Raw genomic sequence first — 18,153 nt, forward strand, 5'->3', positions numbered from 1 at the left:
CGGTCGCGGGGTCAGCCTTCCCTCGGCGGGGTGACCTTCTTGACGTAGAGGAGGCGGTCGCCGGCTTCGACGGCGTCGGCTTCCGGGGCGTCCACCCGGTAGAGGGTGCCGTCGCGCACCACGCCCAGCACTATGTCCGGCAGGTGGCGCGGCGAGCCGCCGATCTCGGACGGTTCGACGTCGCGTTCGGCGATGGCCAGGCCGGCGTCCGGGGTCAGCAGGTCCTCCACCATGTCGACCACGGACGGGGTGGCGGTGGCCATGCCGAGCAGCCGGCCGGCGGTTTCGCTGGAGACCACGACCGAGTCCGCGCCGGACTGGCGGAGCAGGTGCTCGTTCTCGCGTTCGCGGACCGAGGCGACGATCTGGGCCTTCGGCGCCAGTTCGCGGGCGGTGAGGGTGACCAGGACGGCGGTGTCGTCGCGGTTCGCGGCCACGACCACCGCCCGTGCCCGGGTGACGCCCGCGACGCGCAGCACGTCGTTGCTGGTGCCCGAACCGTGCACGGTGACCAGGCCGATCGCGGACGCGGCGTCCAGGGCCTCCTGCGTGGTGTCGACCACGACGATCGAGCCCGGCTCCGCCCCGTCGCCCAGCAGGGCGCTGACGGCGGATCGGCCCTTCGTGCCGTACCCGATGACGACCACGTGGTCCCGCACCTTGGTCCTCCACTTCTGGATGCGCAGCGCCTGCCGTGAACGCTCGGTCAGGACTTCGAGGGTCGTGCCGACCAGGACGATCAGGAACAGCACGCGCAAGGGGGTGATCACCAGGACGTTGACCAGCCGCGCCGACGAACTGGCGGGGGCGATGTCACCGTATCCGGTGGTCGAGAGCGACACCGTCGCGTAGTACACCGCGTCCAGCAAGGACAGGCCGTCCCCGTTGACGTCGCGGTAGCCGTCGCGGTCGAGGTAGACGATCAGCACGGCGGCCATCAGCGCGCCGAGCGCGCCGACCACCCGCTTGAGGATGGCCCGGACCGGGCTCTGCACCGTGTCCGGCATCCTGATCACGCCGACGAGCGAGTGACCGGGCCGGTCGGCCAGCGGTTCCCCCGGGTTGGTGCGGCGGATCATGACAACCTCTCCGGGAGTAGCCGCCACAGCCGGGCGGCGGCCTCCGCGCCGCGGAGCAGCAACGGCACGACGACGCGCTCGTTGGGCGCGTGGATCCGATCATCCGGCAACGTCGCGCCCAGGTACACGACCGGCACGCCGAGCCACCCGTGCAGCAACGCCGCCGGGCCGGAGCCACCCGTTCGGCTGAACCTCACGGGCTGGTCGAACGCGGCCTGCACCGCGTCACGCACCGCGCCCACGGCCGGGTGGGACACGTCCACCGCATAGGGCGGCGCGCCGTCACCGCTCGCGATCACCTCGGCGCGCAAGCCGGCCGGGGTGTGCCGGGCGACGAACTCGCGCAGCGCGTCGGCCACCCGTTCGGGCCGCTGGTCGGGCACGAGCCGGAACGACAGCTTCACCGACGCCCGCGCCGGCACGATCGTCTTCAAGCCGGGCCCGGTGTAGCCGCCGTGGATGCCGTTGACCTCGGCGGTCGGCCGCACCCAGACCCGTTCGAGGGTCGACCACCCGGGTTCGCCGGCCACGCCCTGCGCACCGCCCGCGTTCGCCAGCCACACCGCCTCGTCGAACGGCAACGCGGCGTAGTCGGCGCGCTCGGCCTCGGTGGGTTCGACCACGTCGGCGTAGAAGTCCCGCAGTTGGACGCGTCCCGAGTCGTCGTGCAGCGCCGCGACGAGCCTCGCGATCGCCGTCGCCGGGTTCGGCACGCTGCCACCGGCCCGCCCGGAGTGCACGTCGGACGTGCCGCCGGTGAACACGACCTCCGCCCCGTACACCCCGCGCTGACCCGTGCACACGGTCGGCGCGTCCCGCGCGTACAGCGGCGTGTCGGTGAACACCACCAGGTCGCACGCGAGGTCGGCGCGGTGGTCGTCCAGCAGCCGGGTCAGGTGCGGCGAACCGGACTCCTCCTCGCCCTCGACGAGCAGCTTCACCGTCACCGCCGGCTGGGCCGCGCCCGTCGCCGCGAGGTGCGCCCGCAGGCCGAGCAGGTGCATCGCGACCTGGCCCTTGTCGTCGCTGGCACCCCGGCCGAACAGCTCCTCCCCGACCAGGGTGGCCTCGAACGGCGGGTGCTGCCACTGCTCGACCGGGTCGACCGGCTGCACGTCGTGGTGGCCGTAGACAAGCACGGTCGGCGCGTCCGGGTCGGCGGCGGGCCAGCAGGCGTACACGGCGGGCAGCGCCGGACCCCCGTCCCACACCCGCACGTCGGGCCACCCGTCCCGGCGCAGCGCGTCGGCCAGCCAGTGGGCGGATGCGGCCACGTCGCCGTGGTGGGCCGGGTCGGCGCCGATCGACGGGATGGCCAGCCACTCGCGCAGGCCGATCAGGAAGTCGTCGGCGAGCGCGGCCACGGCCGCCCGCTCGGGATGCTCGGGTTCTTCGGGATCACCGGTCACGGTGCGGGAGGATAACGCCGAGCGCGCCTCGGGAGCGCCGGGAGAACCCTGCGAGCGCCGTGCGGCGGGTGACGTGACAGGGTGGTCCCATGGAACCCACTCGTTCCCGTTCCTGGTCGGCGCTCGCGCTGGCCGGGCTGCTCGGCGCCGCGGGTGTCACGCACTTCGCCAAGCCGAAGCCGTACGACGCGATCGTGCCGCGTGCGCTGCCGGGCGAGCCCCGGACCTGGACGTACCTGTCCGGTGCCGCGGAGGTGGCGTTGGCGGTGGCGGTCGCGGTGCCGCGCACCCGGGGCGTGGGCGGGAAGCTCGCGGCCGGCTTCTTCGCGGCGGTGTTCCCGGCCAACGTCAAGATGGCCTACGACTACCGCGCGAAGTCGCCGAAGGCGAAGGCGATCGCTTTCGGCCGGTTGCCGTTGCAGGTGCCGCTGGTCCTGTGGGCCTTGCGCGTGGGTCGCTCAACTCCCTGATCACTCTCGGCACTGGGTCGGACACCCAGCGCGGCCGTGGGTCTGTCATTGAAACCGCAACCAGTCCTAGGATGCCCGAGTGCAACCGCTCCTCCACCCTGCCGCGTCGGCGTTGGGTTGGCGCGGCATCGTCGTGCCCGACGTCGCCGTGCTGGGTCACCAGGTGTCGGCCGTCGTGCGGGTTCGTGCCGATGTGCACGAGTGGCGCAGCGCGAACGGCTGGCCGCCGCAGGCCGACCCCTCGTGGTTCCGCTCGTGGTTCGAGCCGGCCGCGCACGACCGGTTGCCGGTGCCGGCGGTGGAGCTGGTCGGCGTGCTGGTGGGTGAGTCGACCGTCGACCGGGCGTTGCAGTCGTGCGGGACGTTGATGACGTTGGCGCCGTGCTCGGTGGTGCTGCCCGCGCCGCAGGGCGCGCAGTCGTGGCCGTTGATCGAGCTGGACTACTACGGCATCGGCGTGGTCGCGGTGGACGCCGCGGGCGCGGCCGAGCTGCTGGTGCCGCCGGAGGACCGGTCGACCGAGTTCGGGCCGTCGCTGTTCGGGCGGTGGCTGCTGGAAGTGCTCTACGACCGGGTGCTGAAGGAAGTGCCCGCGAACGCCCGGGTGAACGGCTAGTCCGGGATCGAGCGGATCAGCGCGCGCAGGCCGTCGGCGTCCAGCAGGTCCGCCGGGCGCAGCGTGTGGTCCTGGCGCACGTAGTGGAACGCCGCCCGCACCTTCTCGACCGGGGTCCCGGTCAACGCCGCCCACGCCAGCCGGTACGCCGCGAGCTGCACCGACAGCGCGGGCAGGCGGTCCTCGTCCGGCACGGCGCCGGTCTTCCAGTCGACCACGGTCCAGCCGCCGTCGTCGTCGGCGAACACGGCGTCCATCCGGCCGCGCACCGACAGGCCGTCGATCTCCGCCTCGAACGGCACCTCGACGTCGTGCGGCACGCGGTCGGCCCACGCACTGGCCAGGAACGCCTCCTGCAGCCGGGTGAGGTCGGCGTCGGGTGCCGCGCCCTCGTCGGCCGCGCCGGGCAGGTCGTCGAGGTCGAACAGGCGGCTCGCGCCGAACCGCTGTTCCAGCCAGGTGTGGAACGCCGTGCCGCGGCGGGCGAGCGGGTTGGGCGGGAACGGCAGGGGGCGGCGCAGCCGGCGGGCCAGCAGGTCCGGGTCGGCGGCGAGTTCGACCAGTTGGCTGACCGACAGGTGGTCGGGCAGGACGACGCGTTCCCGGCGGTCCGCGGCGGCGGCGCGTTCGGCGAGGAGCACGTCGACGTCACGTGCCCAGCCCTCCGGATCGTCGTCCTCCATCCGGGGGACCTCGAGCGTTGAACTCCGGGGGCCTGGAGGTTCGACACTCGGGACCTGGGGGTTCGACTCACCCAGGTCGTCGAGGGCGGAGAGGACCAGGGCGGCGCCCTCGACCACGGCGGCGCGGCGCTTGCCCAGCGGGTCGGTCGGCCACTGGGCCGTCTTCGTCTGCGACGCCAGGGGGTTGGGCTCGTCCTCGGCCGGGCGGGGGGCCCAGTGCGCGATGTCGGCGGGCGGGTGGTCGGCGGCCAGCACCGACTCGCGGATCCCGGTCAGGAACGCCGACGGCCCCTTCGGCTTGTCGCCCGTCTCGCCCCACCAGTGCCCCGACACCAGCAGGCTGTGCTCGGACCTGGTCAGCGCCACGTACAGCAGCCGCCGCTCCTCCACCAGCCGCCGCGCGTCGAAGTCGTCCTCGTGCCCGACCAGCGCCTCCTCCACCTCCTTGCGGTTGGCGTCGGGCGCGATGCGCAGCTTCGGCAGGTCCTCGGCGTCACCGCGCAGGTCGGCGGGCAGCTCGGCCACCGAACGCAGCCAGCTCGACGACTTCTTCCGGCCCGGGAACACGTCCTTCACCACGTGCGGCACGGCGACGATGTGCCACTCCAGCCCCTTCGCCGAGTGCATGGTCAGCACCTGCACCCGGTTCTCGGCCACCTCCACCTCGCCGGGTTCCAGACCGTCCTCGGCCTGCTCGGCGGTGTAGAGGTAGTCCAGCAGCGCGGGCAGGGTCGCCGACGGGCTGGCCGCGGCGAAGTCGTTGACCACGTCGGCGAACGCGTCCAGGTGCGCCCGCCCCACCCCGCCCGGCCGGGCCATGGCTTCGATGTCCAGCAACAACGTGCGCTCGACGTCGGCGACCAGCTCGGGCAGCGGCTGGTCGAGCCGGCGGCGCAACGACGACAGCTCCGCGCCCAGCCGCCGTATCCGCCGGTACCCCTCGGCGGAGTACGCGGTCGGGTCGCCCGGGTCGTCGAGCGCGTCGGCGAGACCGGCCTGTTCGGCGTGCTCGCCGGGCAGCGCGTCGGCGATCACGGCCAGCGGGTCGCCCGCCACGGCCTGCCTGCTCGGCGCGCCCGCCAGGTCACGCGCCCTGGCCCACAGCGCCGCCAGGTCGTACGCGGCGATCCGCCAGCGCGAACCGGTGAGCAGGCGGGCGGCGGCGGTGCCGGCCAACGGGTCGACCAGCACGCGCAACGCGCTGGTCAGGTCCCGCACCTCCGGCTCGTCGAGCAGCCCGCCCAGCCCGACGACCTCCACCGGCAGACCGCGTTCCCGCAGCGCCGCCGCGATGTTCGCCATGTCCGAACGGCGGCGCACCAGCACGGCCGCGGTCGGCGGCTCGTCACTGGTGTCGAGGTGCTGCTCCCACTGCGCGGCGACCGTGTCGGCCACCCAGTCCAGCTCCTGCCGCACGTCGCCGAACAACGCCACCCGCACGTCACCGGGCCCGGCGCCGTCGCGGGCGCGCAGCTCGTCCACGTCCAGCCCCATCGCGCGCAGCGGCGCGGAGACGGCGTTGGCCAGGGCCAGCACCTCCGGGGGGTTGCGGAAGCTGGTGAGCAGGCCGTACTTCTTCGCGGGCGGGAAGTCGTGCACGAACCGGGGCAGGTTCGCCGCCGACGCGCCGCGCCAGCCGTAGATCGCCTGCGCCGGGTCGCCCACCGCCGTCACCGACATCGGCTCGCCCCGCCCGAACAACGACCGCAGCAGCACGCGTTGCGCGTGACCGGTGTCCTGGTACTCGTCCAGCAGCACGGCCCCGTAGCGCTCCCGCTCGCCACGCACGACTTCCGGGTGCTCGGAGGCGAGGCGCGCGGCCAGGGACATCTGGTCGGCGAAGTCCATCGCCGCCTCACGCCGCTTGCGCGCCTGGTAGGCCTCCAGCAGCGGCAGCAGGTTGACGCGCAGGCGCTGGGCGTTGACCACGGCCCTGAGCGACTCGGGCAGGCCGTCGCGCTGCCGCGCGGTCTTGGGCGCGTTCTCGATGATCGCGGACAGCCGCTCGGCGTGCCGCCACAGGGCGACCGGCTCGACCAGGTGCTCCCCCAGCTCGCCGGCCAGCGCGAGCAGGTAGCCGGTGACGGTGGCGGGCACCTTGTCGGTGTCGAGGTCGTCGTTCCACGTCGACACCACGCGGTGCGCGAGCTGCCACGCGGCGGTCTCGGTGAGCAGCCGCACGCCCGGCTCCACGGGCAGCCGCAGGCCGTGCTCGCCCACCAACCGGCCCGCGTACGCGTGGTAGGTGAGGATCACCGGCTCGGTGGTCAGCACCGCGGCCCGCCGCTCGCCGCTCGGGTCGAGCCGGTCGAGCAGGGACGACCCGGCGAGCCGGCGCAGCCGCAGCCGCACCCGGTCGGACAGCTGCCGCGCGGCCTTGCGGGTGAACGTCAGGCCGAGGACCCGGTCGGGCGTGACGAAGCCGTTCGCGACCAGGTAGACCACGCGGGCGGCCATGGTCTCGGTCTTGCCCGCCCCGGCGCCGGCCACGACCAGCGCGGGCGCGGTGGGCGCGGCGACGACCGCGGCCTGCTCGGGGGTGGGACGGGGCAGCCCGAGCGCTTCGGCGACCTCGAACGGACCGGCGAGCGCCACCGGCTCACCCGCCACCCGTTCGACCCCGCTCGGCACGACCACGTCCCGCATTCTCCGTGCTCGGGTCCCACCGGCTTCGCCGACCCGCAGGGCGGATCGGTATTGCCTGGTCAGGCGTGCCCTACTGGCTCACCTGGCGGCCCGACGAGTGCACCGGGCAGGTGGTGCGGGCCGGGCAGCGGTCACAGTCCGCGTTCTCGGTGGCCTGGTAGGACGGCCCGACGCTCGACCCGGCGGCCAGTTGCACGGCCTCCAGCCACACCCGCACACCCTGCTCGTCCAGCGGTGCCTGCTCGCGTTCGACGGCACCGGTCTTCTTGTCCTCCTTGGCCACGTACAGCAGCCGGGCGCCACCCGGGTCGGTGGCCAGGCCCAGGTGCGTGAAGCCGCCCAGCGCGGACGCGAGCTGGTAGACGGCGAGCTGCGGGTGCTGCTGCGCGTCGTTCTTGCTCACCGGGGTCTTGCCGGTCTTGACGTCCACGACGACCGGGCGCCCGTCCCGGTCGGTCTCCAGCCGGTCGACCCGGCCGCGCACGCGCAGCTTCGGCCCGCCGTCCTGCGGGGGGATCTCGACCGAGATGTCCTCCTCGACGGCGACCTGGGTGAGCTGGGAGCGGCTGGACGCGAGCCACGCCAGGAACGTGTCGAGCATCCGCTCCACCCGGATGCGCTCGCGCCGGGAGAACCAGGGCGCGCCCGCGTCCACCGCGGCCCACGCCTCGTCCAACTTGGCCCGGAGCTGCCGCTCGTCCGCGCCGGTCGCGGCGGCCTGCGCCAGGGCGTGCACGAGCGTGCCGGTGATCGACGCCAGCTCGGCCGGGTCCTGGCCGCCGTGCCGTTCGACGACCCAGCGCAGCGGGCACTTCGCCAGCGTCTCCACCGTGGACGGCGAGACGCTGACGGTGTGCTCCTCGGTCCACAGGGGATCGTCGGTGGTGACCTCGGCCAGGCCGTACCAGGAGTCGGGGTGCGCGCCGGGGACGCCGTGCGCGGCGAGCCGGGCCAGTTGGGCGGCCGCGCGTTCCCGGCGTTCGGCCGGTTCGTCGTCGGAGCACACGACCCGGCGCAGCTCGCCGACCAGCTCGGCCAGGACCAGGCCGCGCTCGGGGGTGAACGTCGGGCGCTCCGGCTCGTCGGTCGACAGCTCCTCGATCTCGTCCAGGAACCGGGACGGCTGCTCGTCCTCGCCGCGCACGGCGCTGACCAGCAACGTCCGCCGGGCGCGGCTCGCGGCGACGAGCAGCAGGCGGCGTTCCTCGGCGAGGATCGGCGCGACCGCGGAGACCGTCTCGGTCGACAGGCCCGCGACCACGTCGACCATGCGCTCCACGCCCAGCAACGACCCGCGCAGCCGCAGGTCGGGCCAACTGCCCTCCTGCACCCCCGGCACGGCCACGACCGTCCACTCCCGGCCCGCGGCGGCGTGGGCGGTGAGGACGGACACGGCTTCACCGGTGGGCGCGGCGGCGGCCAGGGTGTCGCCGACGATCTCCTGCGCGGCCAGGTAGTCGGCGAAGCCCTCGGCACCGGAGCCGGGGAGCCGGTCGACGTACTTCGCGGCGGCCTCGAACAGCGCGACGATCGAGTCCAGGTCCCGGTCGGCCTGCATGCCGACGGTGCCGTGCCGGGCGGACTGCGCCACCCAGCGCAGCTCCAGGCCGGTGGCCTGCCACAGCTCCCACAGCACCTGCTCGACGCTCAGGCCGTCCGCGATGCCCTTGCGCGCCTTGCGGAGCAGGCCCGCGACGCGGCGGGCCGGTTGCGCCTCGGCGTCCTCCAGGGCGGCCAGGCGGTCGTCGGACTCGATCACCTCGACCAGCAGCTCACCGCTGGGGCGGTCGCGGCCGGCGGCCAGTTCGAGGCGGCGCAGGCCGCGGCGCAGGCGGCGCAGGGCGAGCGGGTCCGCGCCGCCGAGGGGCGAGGACAGGAGCATGGCGGCGGTGTCCTCGTCGAGGCTGCCGGGGACGGCCGCGCAGCGCAGCAGGGCCAGGAACGGCAGCACGGCCGGTTGGCGGGCCAGGGGCAGCTCGTCGCGCGGCACGGCGACCGGGACGCCGGCGGCGAGCAGGGCGCGTTGCAGGACCGGGAGCGATCTCGTGGCCGAGCGCGCCACGACGGCCATCCCCGACCACGGGATCTCGTCGATCAGGTGGGCGCGGCGGAGCTGGTCGGCGACCCAGCTCGCCTCCTGCGCGGCGGAGGCGAACAGGCGGACCTGGACGTTGCCCGTGTCGTCCACCGGGGTGACGGCGCGGGTGGGTGACGTGCCGGGCAGGCGCGCGGCGAGGCGGCCCGCGGCGGCGCGGATCTCCGGGGCCATGCGGTGGCCCGTGGTCAGCACCACGGCCGGGCTGTCGGCCTCGGCGAGCAGGCTCGGGTCCGCGCCGCGGAAGGAGAACACGGCCTGGTCGGGGTCGCCGGACAGGACGAACTCGTGGGCGGCGTCGCCGAGCACGCGCAGGAGCTCGTGCTGGAGCGGGTCGAGGTGCTGGGCGTCGTCCACGAGGAGGTGCCGGACGCGTCGTCGTTCGGCGGCCAGGACGTCCGGCTCGGTCTGGAGGGCGAGCAGCGCGCTGCCGACGAGTTCGGCGGCGTCGAACGACGGCGCGTGCCCCTGCCCGCTGCTGGCGAGCAGGTTGACCTGCTCGTACTGGGTGGCGAACAGGCCGGCCGCGACCCACTCCTCGCGGCCGTGCTTGCGGCCGAGCTCGGTCAGGTCCTCCGGCGCCAGGCCGCGTTCGGTGGCGCGCAGCATCAGGTCGCGCAGCTCGTGGGCGAAGCCGGGGAGGCCGAGGGCGGGCCGGAGGCGTTCCGGCCACTTCGGCGCGCCCATGCTCACGTCACCGGCGAGGAGTTCGCGGACCACGGCGTCCTGCTCGGGGCCCGAGAGCAGGCGCGGTGCCGGTTCGCCCTGGTGGACGGCCTGCGCGCGGAGGACCGCGAAGGCGTAGGAGTGGACCGTGCGGACCAGCGGTTCCTGGGTGGTCGGCAGGACGCCGTCGGTCCGGGCACCGGTCAGCAACCGGGTGATGTGGGCGCGCATCGCTTCGGCGGCGCGCCGGTTCGGGGTGAGGACCAGGATGTTCTCGGGGTGCGCGCCGCGGTGCAGCACGCGGTGCGCCACGACCTCGGCGAGCAACGTCGTCTTGCCCGTGCCGGGGCCGCCGAGGACGCGCAGCGGGCCGCCGGGGTGGTCGAACACGGCGCGGGCGGGCGCGTCCCAGTCGCGCCGGGGCTCGTCCTGCCGCACCCGGCGCACCAGGAGGGGTGCCCTGTTCGCCGCCACGGCGGAGATGGAACCACAGACCACCGACAGTGTCGGATCGCGCCGCCTCCGGCGTCGCGCCCCCCGCGTGGAAAGCTGTGCGGGTGGACGAAGAGTTGCACGAGATGGTTCGCGAGGTCGTGCGCAGGATCCCGCGCGGTCGGGTGGCGACCTACGGTGACGTCGCCGACATCGCCCGCGCGCCGTCGCCCCGCCTGGTCGGGCAGGTGCTCAACCAGGACGGGCACGACCTGCCGTGGCACCGGGTGCTGCGCGCCAACGGCACGTGCGCGCCCCACATCGCCGACGAGCAGTTGCAGCTGCTCCGCGGGGAGGGCGTGGTGGCCGACGACGGCAAGGTCGACCTGCGCACGTACCGCTGGGAGGACGCGGTCAAGGAGAAGGCGGAGGAGCCTCCCGGGTTGTGGTGACCCGCGCCCGCGCCCGGGCGACCTCGGCCTCGACCTCGGGGTCACGGGTGATCGCGGCGGCCAGCCGGAGGTGCGGCAGGGCGTCGGCGTGCCTGCTCTGCCGGCTGAGCGTGCGGCCCAGCAGCAGGCGGGTGTAGCCGTCGGACGGGTCCAGGTCCACGAGCGTGGTCAGGACCCGTTCGGCCTTGCCCAGGGCCGCGGACTGGAAGTGCGCCAGCGCCAGCTCGGTGAGCACGGTCCGGTCGCGCGGCGCGTGCTCGGCGGCTTCGGCCAGGTACCGCGCCGCGCCGCTGGGGTCGCCGGAGGCGCGGAACAGGCGTCCCTTGCGCAGCAGTTCCCCGATGTCGGTCATGACAGCTCCTCGTCCGCCGCGGTGACGTGCGGGACGTGCGTGACGCCCAGTCGCCCGGCTTGGAAGTCTTCGACGGCTTGCAGGATCTCGGCGCGGGTGTTCATCACGAACGGCCCGTAGCGCGCGACCGGCTCGCGCAGCGGGAGGCCGCCCAGGACCAGGACGTCCCACGTCGTGTCGGCTCGCAGGGTGAGCGCGGAGCCGCCGTTGCCGAAGACGGCGAGCTCCCCCTCGGTGAGCGGGCGGTGGTCGGAGCCGACCGTGCCGCGCCCGGACAGCACGTAGGCCATCGCGCTGAACTCCTCCGGCCACGGGATGGTCAGGCGGGCGTGCGGGCTGAGGGTGGCGTGCAGGTAGGTGATCGGCGTGTGCGTCAGGCCGGGGCCGCGGTGGCCCGCCACGTCACCCGCGATCACGCGGACCAGCGCACCGCCGTCGTCGCTCGACAGCAGCACGGTCTGCGCCGCCGTGATGTCCTGGTAGCGGGGCGGGGTCCACTTGGCCGACCGCGGCAGGTTGACCCACAGCTGCACGCCGTGGAACAGACCGCCCTCGGCCACCAGCTCCTGCGACGGCAGCTCGGAGTGCAGCACGCCGGAACCGGCCGTCATCCACTGCGTGCCGCCGTTGGTGATGACACCGCCGCCACCGGTGGAGTCCCGGTGCTCGAACACGCCGTCGATCATGTAGGTGACGGTCTCGAAGCCCCGGTGCGGGTGCCAGGGCGCGCCCTTCGCCTCGCCGGGCCCGTACTCGACCGCGCCCATGTGGTCCAGCAGCAGGAACGGGTCGGCGTCCGGCAGGTCGACGCCCGGGAAGGGGCGGCGGACCTGGAAGCCCTCGCCTTCGAGGAACCGCCGGGCCCGCACGACCCGGCGCACCTCGCGCCACGCGGTGGCGGCCTCGGGCAGGTGCGGGAGGCGGGGCAGGGTCAGGGTGTCGGCGGTGACGGCGGGCATGGCTGCCTCCTCGGACGGTGACCGCCCCGGTGCGGCGGTCGTGTCCGGGTCAACCTGGTTGAAGGCTCAACTATTCCGCTGCCACGACGCCCCCGCCGCGCACCCGAGCGTTGAATTCAGGGGTCGCGAACGGAGGACTCTCGGGGCCTGGACGTACGACACACGCGACCTGGAGGTACGACTCTCGGGTCAGGCGACGTCTTGGAAGCAGCGGGCCTCGTAGTAGCGCAGCAGGACGGCTTCCACGACCCGCAGGTGCGCGCCGATCGGCGCGGCGACGACGGCGGCGCCCGACTCGGCCACCACGCGGTGGAACAGGCCGGGCGCGAGCAGCCAGGAGGCGACGGCCACGCGGCCGGACGCGGCGGCGACCACGTCCGCGACGCGCGGTTCGGCGGTGGCGGCGTAGCCGATGGTCACCGGGCCCACCCGGCGCGACAGGGCGGTGGCGGTGGCGCGGACGTCGGCCAGGGCGCGGGGGTCCGAGGAGCCGGCCGCCGCCAGGACCACCGAGTCGCCCCGGGTCCAGCCCGCTTCGGTCAGCCGGGCGAGCAGCGCGGGCAGCAGGGCCGGGCCGATCGGGTCCGTGATCACCGCGTCGGGGTGGCCGGACGCCTCCACCTGCGCAGGGATGTCCACCCGGACGTGGTACCCGGCGGCCAGGAAGGCCGGCACGACGACCGCGGGACCGGACACCGACGACAGCACCGACGTCACGTCCGGCCGGCGCACGTCGGCGTAGGCGACCCGGACCGGCACGCCGCCGAGGCGGGCGCGGACGAGGGACGCGATCTCTTCCACGACGACGGCCCCGGCGGGGTCGCGGGTGCCGTGCGCGACGAGGACGAGGGTCATACGGCCACTCCGGCGGGGTCCATGGCCAGGCGGTAGCCGCGCTTGACGACGGTGGCGACCATGCGCGGTTCGCCCAACGCCGAGCGCAGCCGGCCGATGGCGGTTTCGACGGCGTGCTCCTCGCCACCGCTGGGCAGCGCCGCCAGCAGGTCGCGGCGGGAGACCACGCGGCCGCGGGCGGCGGCCAGCACGCGGAGCACGGCCATCGGGGCAGGGGGGACGGGGCGCAGCTCCCCGTCGACGACGACGGCCTGGCCGCGCAGCTCGATGTCCCGGGCCGCGATGCGCAGCCGGGTCGCCCGCGCGGGCAGTTCGAGGGTCAGCTCCCGGGCCAGCGCGCCGATCCGGGCGCGGGCGGGCTGCACGACCGGGATGCCGGCGGTCACCAGCGGGCCGGCGGTGATCGCGCCGACGCCCACCACGAGCACGTCCCGGCGCAACAGCGACGTCAGCTCGGGCAGCTTGCCCATAGCCTCGGCGGTCCGCAGCACGGACGCGGCGGCGGGCGCGCTGGTGAACGTGAGCGCGTCCACCTGGCCGGCCAGGACGGCTTCCAGCAGCCGTTCCAGCGGCGCGGGGTCGGCCGGGCCGGTCCAGCGGTAGACGGGGACCTCCACGACCGTGGCACCGGCCGCGCGCAAGGTCGAGGTGAACTCCGGCAGCACGTCGCCGTGCAGCTGCACCGCGACGCGCTTGCCGGACACGCCGGACCGCAGCAGGTGGTCCAGCAACTCGGCGTTGCTCTCCCCCTCCGGCGCGCACTCCTCCACCAACCCGGCCGCGCGCACCGCGCCCCGCGCCTTCGGCCCCCGGGCCAGCACCCGCCCCCCGGACAGCCGGGACAGCAGGCGCGCGCCCAGCCCCCAGCCCTCCGCGGCCTCGACCCAGCCGCGGAAGCCGATGCCGGTGGTCGCCACGGCGAAGTCCACCGGTTCCTCCACCACCGCCCTGGTCGCGGCCAGCAGCTCCGCGTCGTCGGGCAGCGGCACGATCCTGATGGCGGGACCGTGCAGCACGGTCGCGCCCTTGCGCTCGAGCAGGGCGGAGAGCTCGTCGGCCCGCCGGGCGGCGGTCACCCCGACCGTGTACCCGGCCAGCGGGGGGACGTTCACGGTGACCCGACCTGGATGACACCGTCGGTCACGACCACCGGGTGCACCGGCACGCCGGTCGACGGGTCGTCCAGGCACTTGCCGGTGGACAGCTCGAACGCCTGCTTGTAGACCGGCGACACGACCACGGGCACGCCGCCGCGGTCGCCGACGATGCCGCGCGCCAGCACGGCCGCGCCGCTGAACGGGTCGATGTTGCCCAGCGCGTGCACCGTCCCCGCCGAGGTCAGGAACAACGCCACCTGGGAACCGTCGGGCAGCAGCGCCGCGACCCCCTGGTCGGGACGGAGGACGCTCAACTCGCACACGGGTGTCATCGGGATACCTCCACCTGGCTGACGCTCACCTGGCTGACACTGGGAACACCCAACAGGACCGGCACCTTCTGGCCGCGCTCCTCCCGGAACGAGATGGTCGGGTCGGGCGTGCCGGGCGCGTTGACGAACGAGGTGAAGCGGGACAGCTTCTCGGGGTCCTCCAGCACGCCGCGCCACTCGTCGGCGTAGTTGTCCACGTGCTTGGCCATCGCCGCTTCCAGGTCGGCGCAGATGCCGAGGCTGTCGTGGACGATGACGTCGCGCAGGTGGTCCAGCCCGCCTTCCAGCGACTCGATCCAGGTCGAGGTGCGCTGCAACCGGTCCGCGGTGCGGATGTAGAACATCAGGAACCGGTCGATCAGCTTGATCAGCGTCTCCGTGTCCACGTCGGACGCGATGAGGTCGGCGTGGCGCGGGGTGAAGCCGCCGTTGCCGCCGACGTAGAGGTTCCAGCCGTTCTCGGTCGCGATGATGCCGAAGTCCTTGCCGCGCGCCTCGGCGCACTCGCGCGCGCAGCCGGACACGGCCGACTTGAGCTTGTGCGGCGACCGCAGGCCGCGGTAGCGCAGTTCCAGCTCGATCGCCAGCGACACCGAGTCCTGCACGCCGTAGCGGCACCACGTGGTGCCGACGCACGACTTCACCGTGCGCAGCGCCTTGCCGTAGGCGTGCCCGGACTCGAACCCGGCGTCCACCAGGCGCTTCCAGATCTGCGGCAGCTGGTCGACGGTCGCGCCGAACAGGTCGATCCGCTGCCCGCCGGTGATCTTGGTGTAGAGGCCGAAGTCGCGGGCGACCTCGCCGATGACGATCAGCTTCTCCGGCGTGATCTCGCCGCCGGGGATGCGCGGCACGACCGAGTAGGTGCCGTTGCGCTGCATGTTGGCCAGGAAGCGGTCGTTGGTGTCCTGGAGGGTGGCCTGCTCGCCCTCCAGCACGTGCCCGTTGTCCAGGGACGCGAGGATCGAGGCGACGGCGGGCTTGCAGATGTCGCAGCCGGAGCCGCGGCCGTGCCGGGAGATCAGCTCGGAGAACGTGGCGATGCCGGTGGAGCGGACGATCTCGAACAGGTCGGCGCGCGAGTGGTCGAAGTGCTCGCACAGCGCGCGGGACTGCTCGATGCCGCACTCGGACAGCAGCTTCTTCAGCATCGGCACGCACGAGCCGCAGCCGGTGCCCGCCTTCGTGCAGGCCTTGATGCCCGGCACGTCGACGGCCTCGCCGGAGTCGACCACGTCCACGATGTGCTGCTTGGTGACCGCGTGGCACGAGCACACCTGGGCGTCGTGCGGCAGGGTCAGCTCGACGCCGCCCTCCGGCCCGATCAGCGCCACCGGGTCGCCGGGCACGGGCCGGCCGACCAGGGGTCGCAGCGACGTGTACTTGGACGCGTCGCCGACCAGGATGCCGCCGAGCAGGGTCTTCGCGTCGTCGGACACCACGACCTTGGCGTAGGTGCCGGCCACGGCGTCGTTGACGACGACCTCCAGCGCGCCGTCCTGCTTGGCGTGCGCGTCGCCGAACGAGGCCACGTCCACGCCGAGGAGCTTGAGCTTGGTGGACATGTCGGCGCCGGGGAACTCGGCCGAGCCGCCGAGCAGCCGGTCGGCCACCACCTCGGCCATGGAGTAGCCGGGCGCGACCAGGCCGTAGACCACGCCGTCGAGGTTGGCGCACTCGCCGATGGCGTAGATGTGCTCGTCGGAGGTGCGGCACGCCTTGTCGACGATGATGCCGCCGCGCTCGCCGACGGTCAGGCCGAACTCGCGGGCCAGCTCGTCGCGCGGCCGGATGCCCGCGGAGAACACCACGACGTCGAGGTCCAGCTCGACGCCGTTGGACAGCTTGGCGATGAGCCGCTCGCCGTCCTGCTCGATGGAGGACGCGGACGTGCCCGTGTGCACGGTCAGGTCCAGCTTCTCCACCAGGCGCTTGAGCAGGCCGCCGCCGCCCTCGTCGACCTGCAGCGGCATCAGCCGCGGGCCCAGCTCGACCACGTGCGGCGAGATGCCCATGCCGCGCAGCGCGTTCGCCGCCTCCAGGCCGAGCAGGCCGCCGCCGAGCACCATGCCCGCGTGCCGGCCGGCGGCGCGCGCCGACTCGACCGTGGCGCGGATGCCGTCGAGGTCGTCGATGGTGCGGTAGACGTGGCACCCGGGCAGGTCGCGGCCGGGCACCGGTGGCACGAACGGCACCGAGCCGGTGGCCAGGACCAGCGCGTCGTAGGACCGCGCCCGGCCGCTGGAGGTGCGCACGACCTTGCGGTCGCGGTCGATGTGCACGACCTTGTCGTCCAGGTGCAGCTCGACGGCGTCGTCCGCGTGCGGCGCGAGGCTGAGCGACTCGGCGTCCCAGCCGTCCACGTAGGAGGAGAGCGCGACCCGGTCGTAGGCCGGACGGGTCTCCTCGGCGAACACGACGACCCGCCACTGGCCGGTGACGTCCTTCTCGCGGAGGGCCTCCACGAGCCGGTGACCGACCATGCCGTGACCGACCACCACCAGCGTTCGCGTCATGGGACCAATCCCTTCTTCTGCCCAGGTCAATGCTCACCGGGCACCGTGTCGTGCCAAGGTCGCGAATGTTGCGCAGGCGTTAAAGGAGCCTCACGCCGCACTTCAGAGGGTTGTGTGGGTCACACGCCGGCGTAGGCGAGGCTCGGCACGCGCGCGAACACGCGCCGCCGCATGTAGAACCACCACGTGGTGGCCATGCACAGGCCGTAGAAGACCAGGAACGCGGTGAGCGCGGGCGCCAGGGTCTTGCTGCCCTCGAGCGAGAACTTGAACACCAGGTTCACCAGCACGCCGCCGAACGCGCCGACCGCGCCCGCGATGCCGACCACGGCCGCGGCCTGCCGCTTGGCCGACCGGAGGTCGTCGGTCTGCGCGGCGAAGATGGCCGGGATCATCCGGTAGGTCGAGCCGTTGCCGACGCCGGCCAGCACGAACAGCGCGATGAACGAGCCGAAGAACAGCGCGAAGCTGCGGACCTCGATGCTGACCAGCAGGCTGACCGTGCCGACGGCCAGGCCGAGGAACACGGCCATGGAGATCCGCGCGCCGCCGAACCGGTCGGCGAGCCACCCGCCGAACGGCCTGCTCACCGAGCCGATGAGGGCGCCGAGGAAGGCCAGCCCGACGAAGCTCTTGTAGTCCACGAAGCTGAGCTTGATCAGCGACGGGAACGCGAACGAGAAGCCGATGAACGAGCCGAACGTGCCGATGTAGAGGAACGACATCACCCACGTGTGCTTGTTCGACATCGCCTTCTTGTACGACGAGCCGTCCGGCTTGGCCTGGGCGAGGCTGTCCATGAGGAACCACGAGCACACCGACGAGACGATGATGAACGGCATCCAGAACAGCGCCGCGTAGGCCAGGTTGATGCCCGTGCCCAGGGAGATGACGATCGGCACGACGAGCTGCACCATGGCCACGCCGAGGTTGCCGCCGGCGGCGTTGAGACCGAGCGCCAGGCCCTTCTTCCCCTCGGGGTAGAAGAACGAGATGTTGGCCATGGAGGACGAGAAGTTGCCACCCCCGAAGCCCATCGCGGCGGACGTGAGCAGGAAGAACCAGTACGGGGTGCCCGGGTTCGACACCGCGACCGCCAGCATCGTGGTGGGGATCAGCAGCAGGCCGGCGCTGATCGTGGTCCACGCCCGCCCGCCGAACCTGGGCACCGCGAACGTGTAGGGGATGCGCAGCACCGCGCCGACCAGGTTGGGCACGATCAGCAGCCAGAACGTCTGGCCGACGCTGAAGCTGAAGCCCACCGACCCCAGGCTCACGACGACGATGCTCATCAGGCTCCACACGGTGAAGCCCAGGTTCTCCGCCAGGATGGAGAAGAACAGGTTCTTGCGGGCGATCCTCTTGCCGGTCGCCTCCCAGAACGACGGGTCTTCCGGCTCCCAGTGCTCGATCCACCGACCACCGCGCTTCGCCTGAGGCGCAACGCTCTTGGTCTCCACAACCGTGCTCATCGAACCCTCCCGAACACCGTTT

At 73.6% G+C, this 18,153-nt stretch carries 14 protein-coding genes; 3 read left to right on the plus strand and 11 right to left on the minus strand.

Annotated features, from left to right (window positions below):
- Positions 1-11: 11 nt before the first annotated feature.
- Positions 12-1,079 (minus strand): potassium channel family protein, encoded by a 1,068-nt coding sequence (locus tag FHX81_RS16605; RefSeq protein ID WP_141979031.1) that lies wholly within the window; start codon positions 1,077-1,079, stop codon positions 12-14.
- Positions 1,076-2,488: a M20/M25/M40 family metallo-hydrolase gene (locus FHX81_RS16610; RefSeq protein ID WP_141979032.1), complete on the minus strand. Its 1,413-nt coding sequence runs from the start codon at positions 2,486-2,488 to the stop codon at positions 1,076-1,078. The genes FHX81_RS16605 and FHX81_RS16610 overlap by 4 nt, the downstream gene beginning before the upstream one ends.
- 89 nt (positions 2,489-2,577) lie before the next feature.
- On the opposite strand from FHX81_RS16610, the gene FHX81_RS16615 reads away from it, so the two are divergent.
- A complete protein-coding gene (locus tag FHX81_RS16615) occupies positions 2,578-2,958 on the plus strand; it encodes a DoxX family protein (RefSeq protein WP_141979033.1) in 381 nt (126 codons plus the stop codon).
- 79 nt (positions 2,959-3,037) lie between these two features.
- Positions 3,038-3,574, plus strand: a complete 537-nt coding sequence (locus FHX81_RS16620; protein WP_141979034.1) for a hypothetical protein — start codon at positions 3,038-3,040, stop codon at positions 3,572-3,574.
- Here FHX81_RS16620 and FHX81_RS16625 read toward each other — a convergent pair.
- A complete protein-coding gene (locus tag FHX81_RS16625; protein WP_141979035.1) occupies positions 3,571-6,903 on the minus strand; it encodes an ATP-dependent helicase in 3,333 nt (1,110 codons plus the stop codon). The genes FHX81_RS16620 and FHX81_RS16625 overlap by 4 nt on opposite strands.
- A 70-nt stretch (positions 6,904-6,973) precedes the next feature.
- Entirely contained in the window at positions 6,974-10,138 is a 3,165-nt protein-coding gene (locus FHX81_RS16630; protein WP_141979036.1) for an ATP-dependent helicase, read from the minus strand.
- Positions 10,139-10,221: 83 nt separating this feature from the next.
- On the opposite strand from FHX81_RS16630, the gene FHX81_RS16635 reads away from it, so the two are divergent.
- The gene (locus tag FHX81_RS16635) at positions 10,222-10,548 is read left to right on the plus strand and encodes an MGMT family protein (RefSeq protein ID WP_141979037.1); all 327 of its coding nucleotides are present in this window, start codon (positions 10,222-10,224) and stop codon (positions 10,546-10,548) included.
- Here FHX81_RS16635 and FHX81_RS16640 read toward each other — a convergent pair.
- The 7 genes from FHX81_RS16640 to FHX81_RS16670 form a co-directional block, all read right to left on the minus strand.
- Positions 10,511-10,900, minus strand: coding sequence for a tetratricopeptide repeat protein (locus FHX81_RS16640; RefSeq protein WP_141979038.1), 390 nt, complete (start codon positions 10,898-10,900; stop codon positions 10,511-10,513). The genes FHX81_RS16635 and FHX81_RS16640 overlap by 38 nt on opposite strands.
- Positions 10,897-11,859 (minus strand): pirin family protein, encoded by a 963-nt coding sequence (locus FHX81_RS16645; protein WP_141979039.1) that lies wholly within the window; start codon positions 11,857-11,859, stop codon positions 10,897-10,899. The genes FHX81_RS16640 and FHX81_RS16645 overlap by 4 nt, the downstream gene beginning before the upstream one ends.
- A gap of 189 nt (positions 11,860-12,048) precedes the next feature.
- Positions 12,049-12,714, minus strand: a complete 666-nt coding sequence (locus FHX81_RS16650) for a sirohydrochlorin chelatase (RefSeq protein WP_141979040.1) — start codon at positions 12,712-12,714, stop codon at positions 12,049-12,051.
- A complete protein-coding gene (locus FHX81_RS16655) occupies positions 12,711-13,826 on the minus strand; it encodes a uroporphyrinogen-III synthase (protein WP_141979041.1) in 1,116 nt (371 codons plus the stop codon). The genes FHX81_RS16650 and FHX81_RS16655 overlap by 4 nt, the downstream gene beginning before the upstream one ends.
- On the minus strand, positions 13,823-14,143 hold the full coding sequence (gene nirD, locus FHX81_RS16660) for a nitrite reductase small subunit NirD (RefSeq protein ID WP_141979042.1): 321 nt from the start codon (positions 14,141-14,143) through the stop codon (positions 13,823-13,825). Before nirD ends, FHX81_RS16655 begins: the two co-directional genes overlap by 4 nt.
- On the minus strand, positions 14,140-16,659 hold the full coding sequence (gene nirB / locus FHX81_RS16665; protein WP_141979043.1) for a nitrite reductase large subunit NirB: 2,520 nt from the start codon (positions 16,657-16,659) through the stop codon (positions 14,140-14,142). The genes nirD and nirB overlap by 4 nt, the downstream gene beginning before the upstream one ends.
- A gap of 119 nt (positions 16,660-16,778) precedes the next feature.
- The gene (locus FHX81_RS16670; RefSeq protein WP_141979044.1) at positions 16,779-18,131 is read right to left on the minus strand and encodes an MFS transporter; all 1,353 of its coding nucleotides are present in this window, start codon (positions 18,129-18,131) and stop codon (positions 16,779-16,781) included.
- Between the last annotated feature and the right edge of the window lie 22 nt (positions 18,132-18,153).

The organism is Saccharothrix saharensis (genome assembly GCF_006716745.1).
In the GTDB taxonomy this organism is placed as follows: Bacteria; Actinomycetota; Actinomycetes; order Mycobacteriales; family Pseudonocardiaceae; genus Actinosynnema; species Actinosynnema saharense.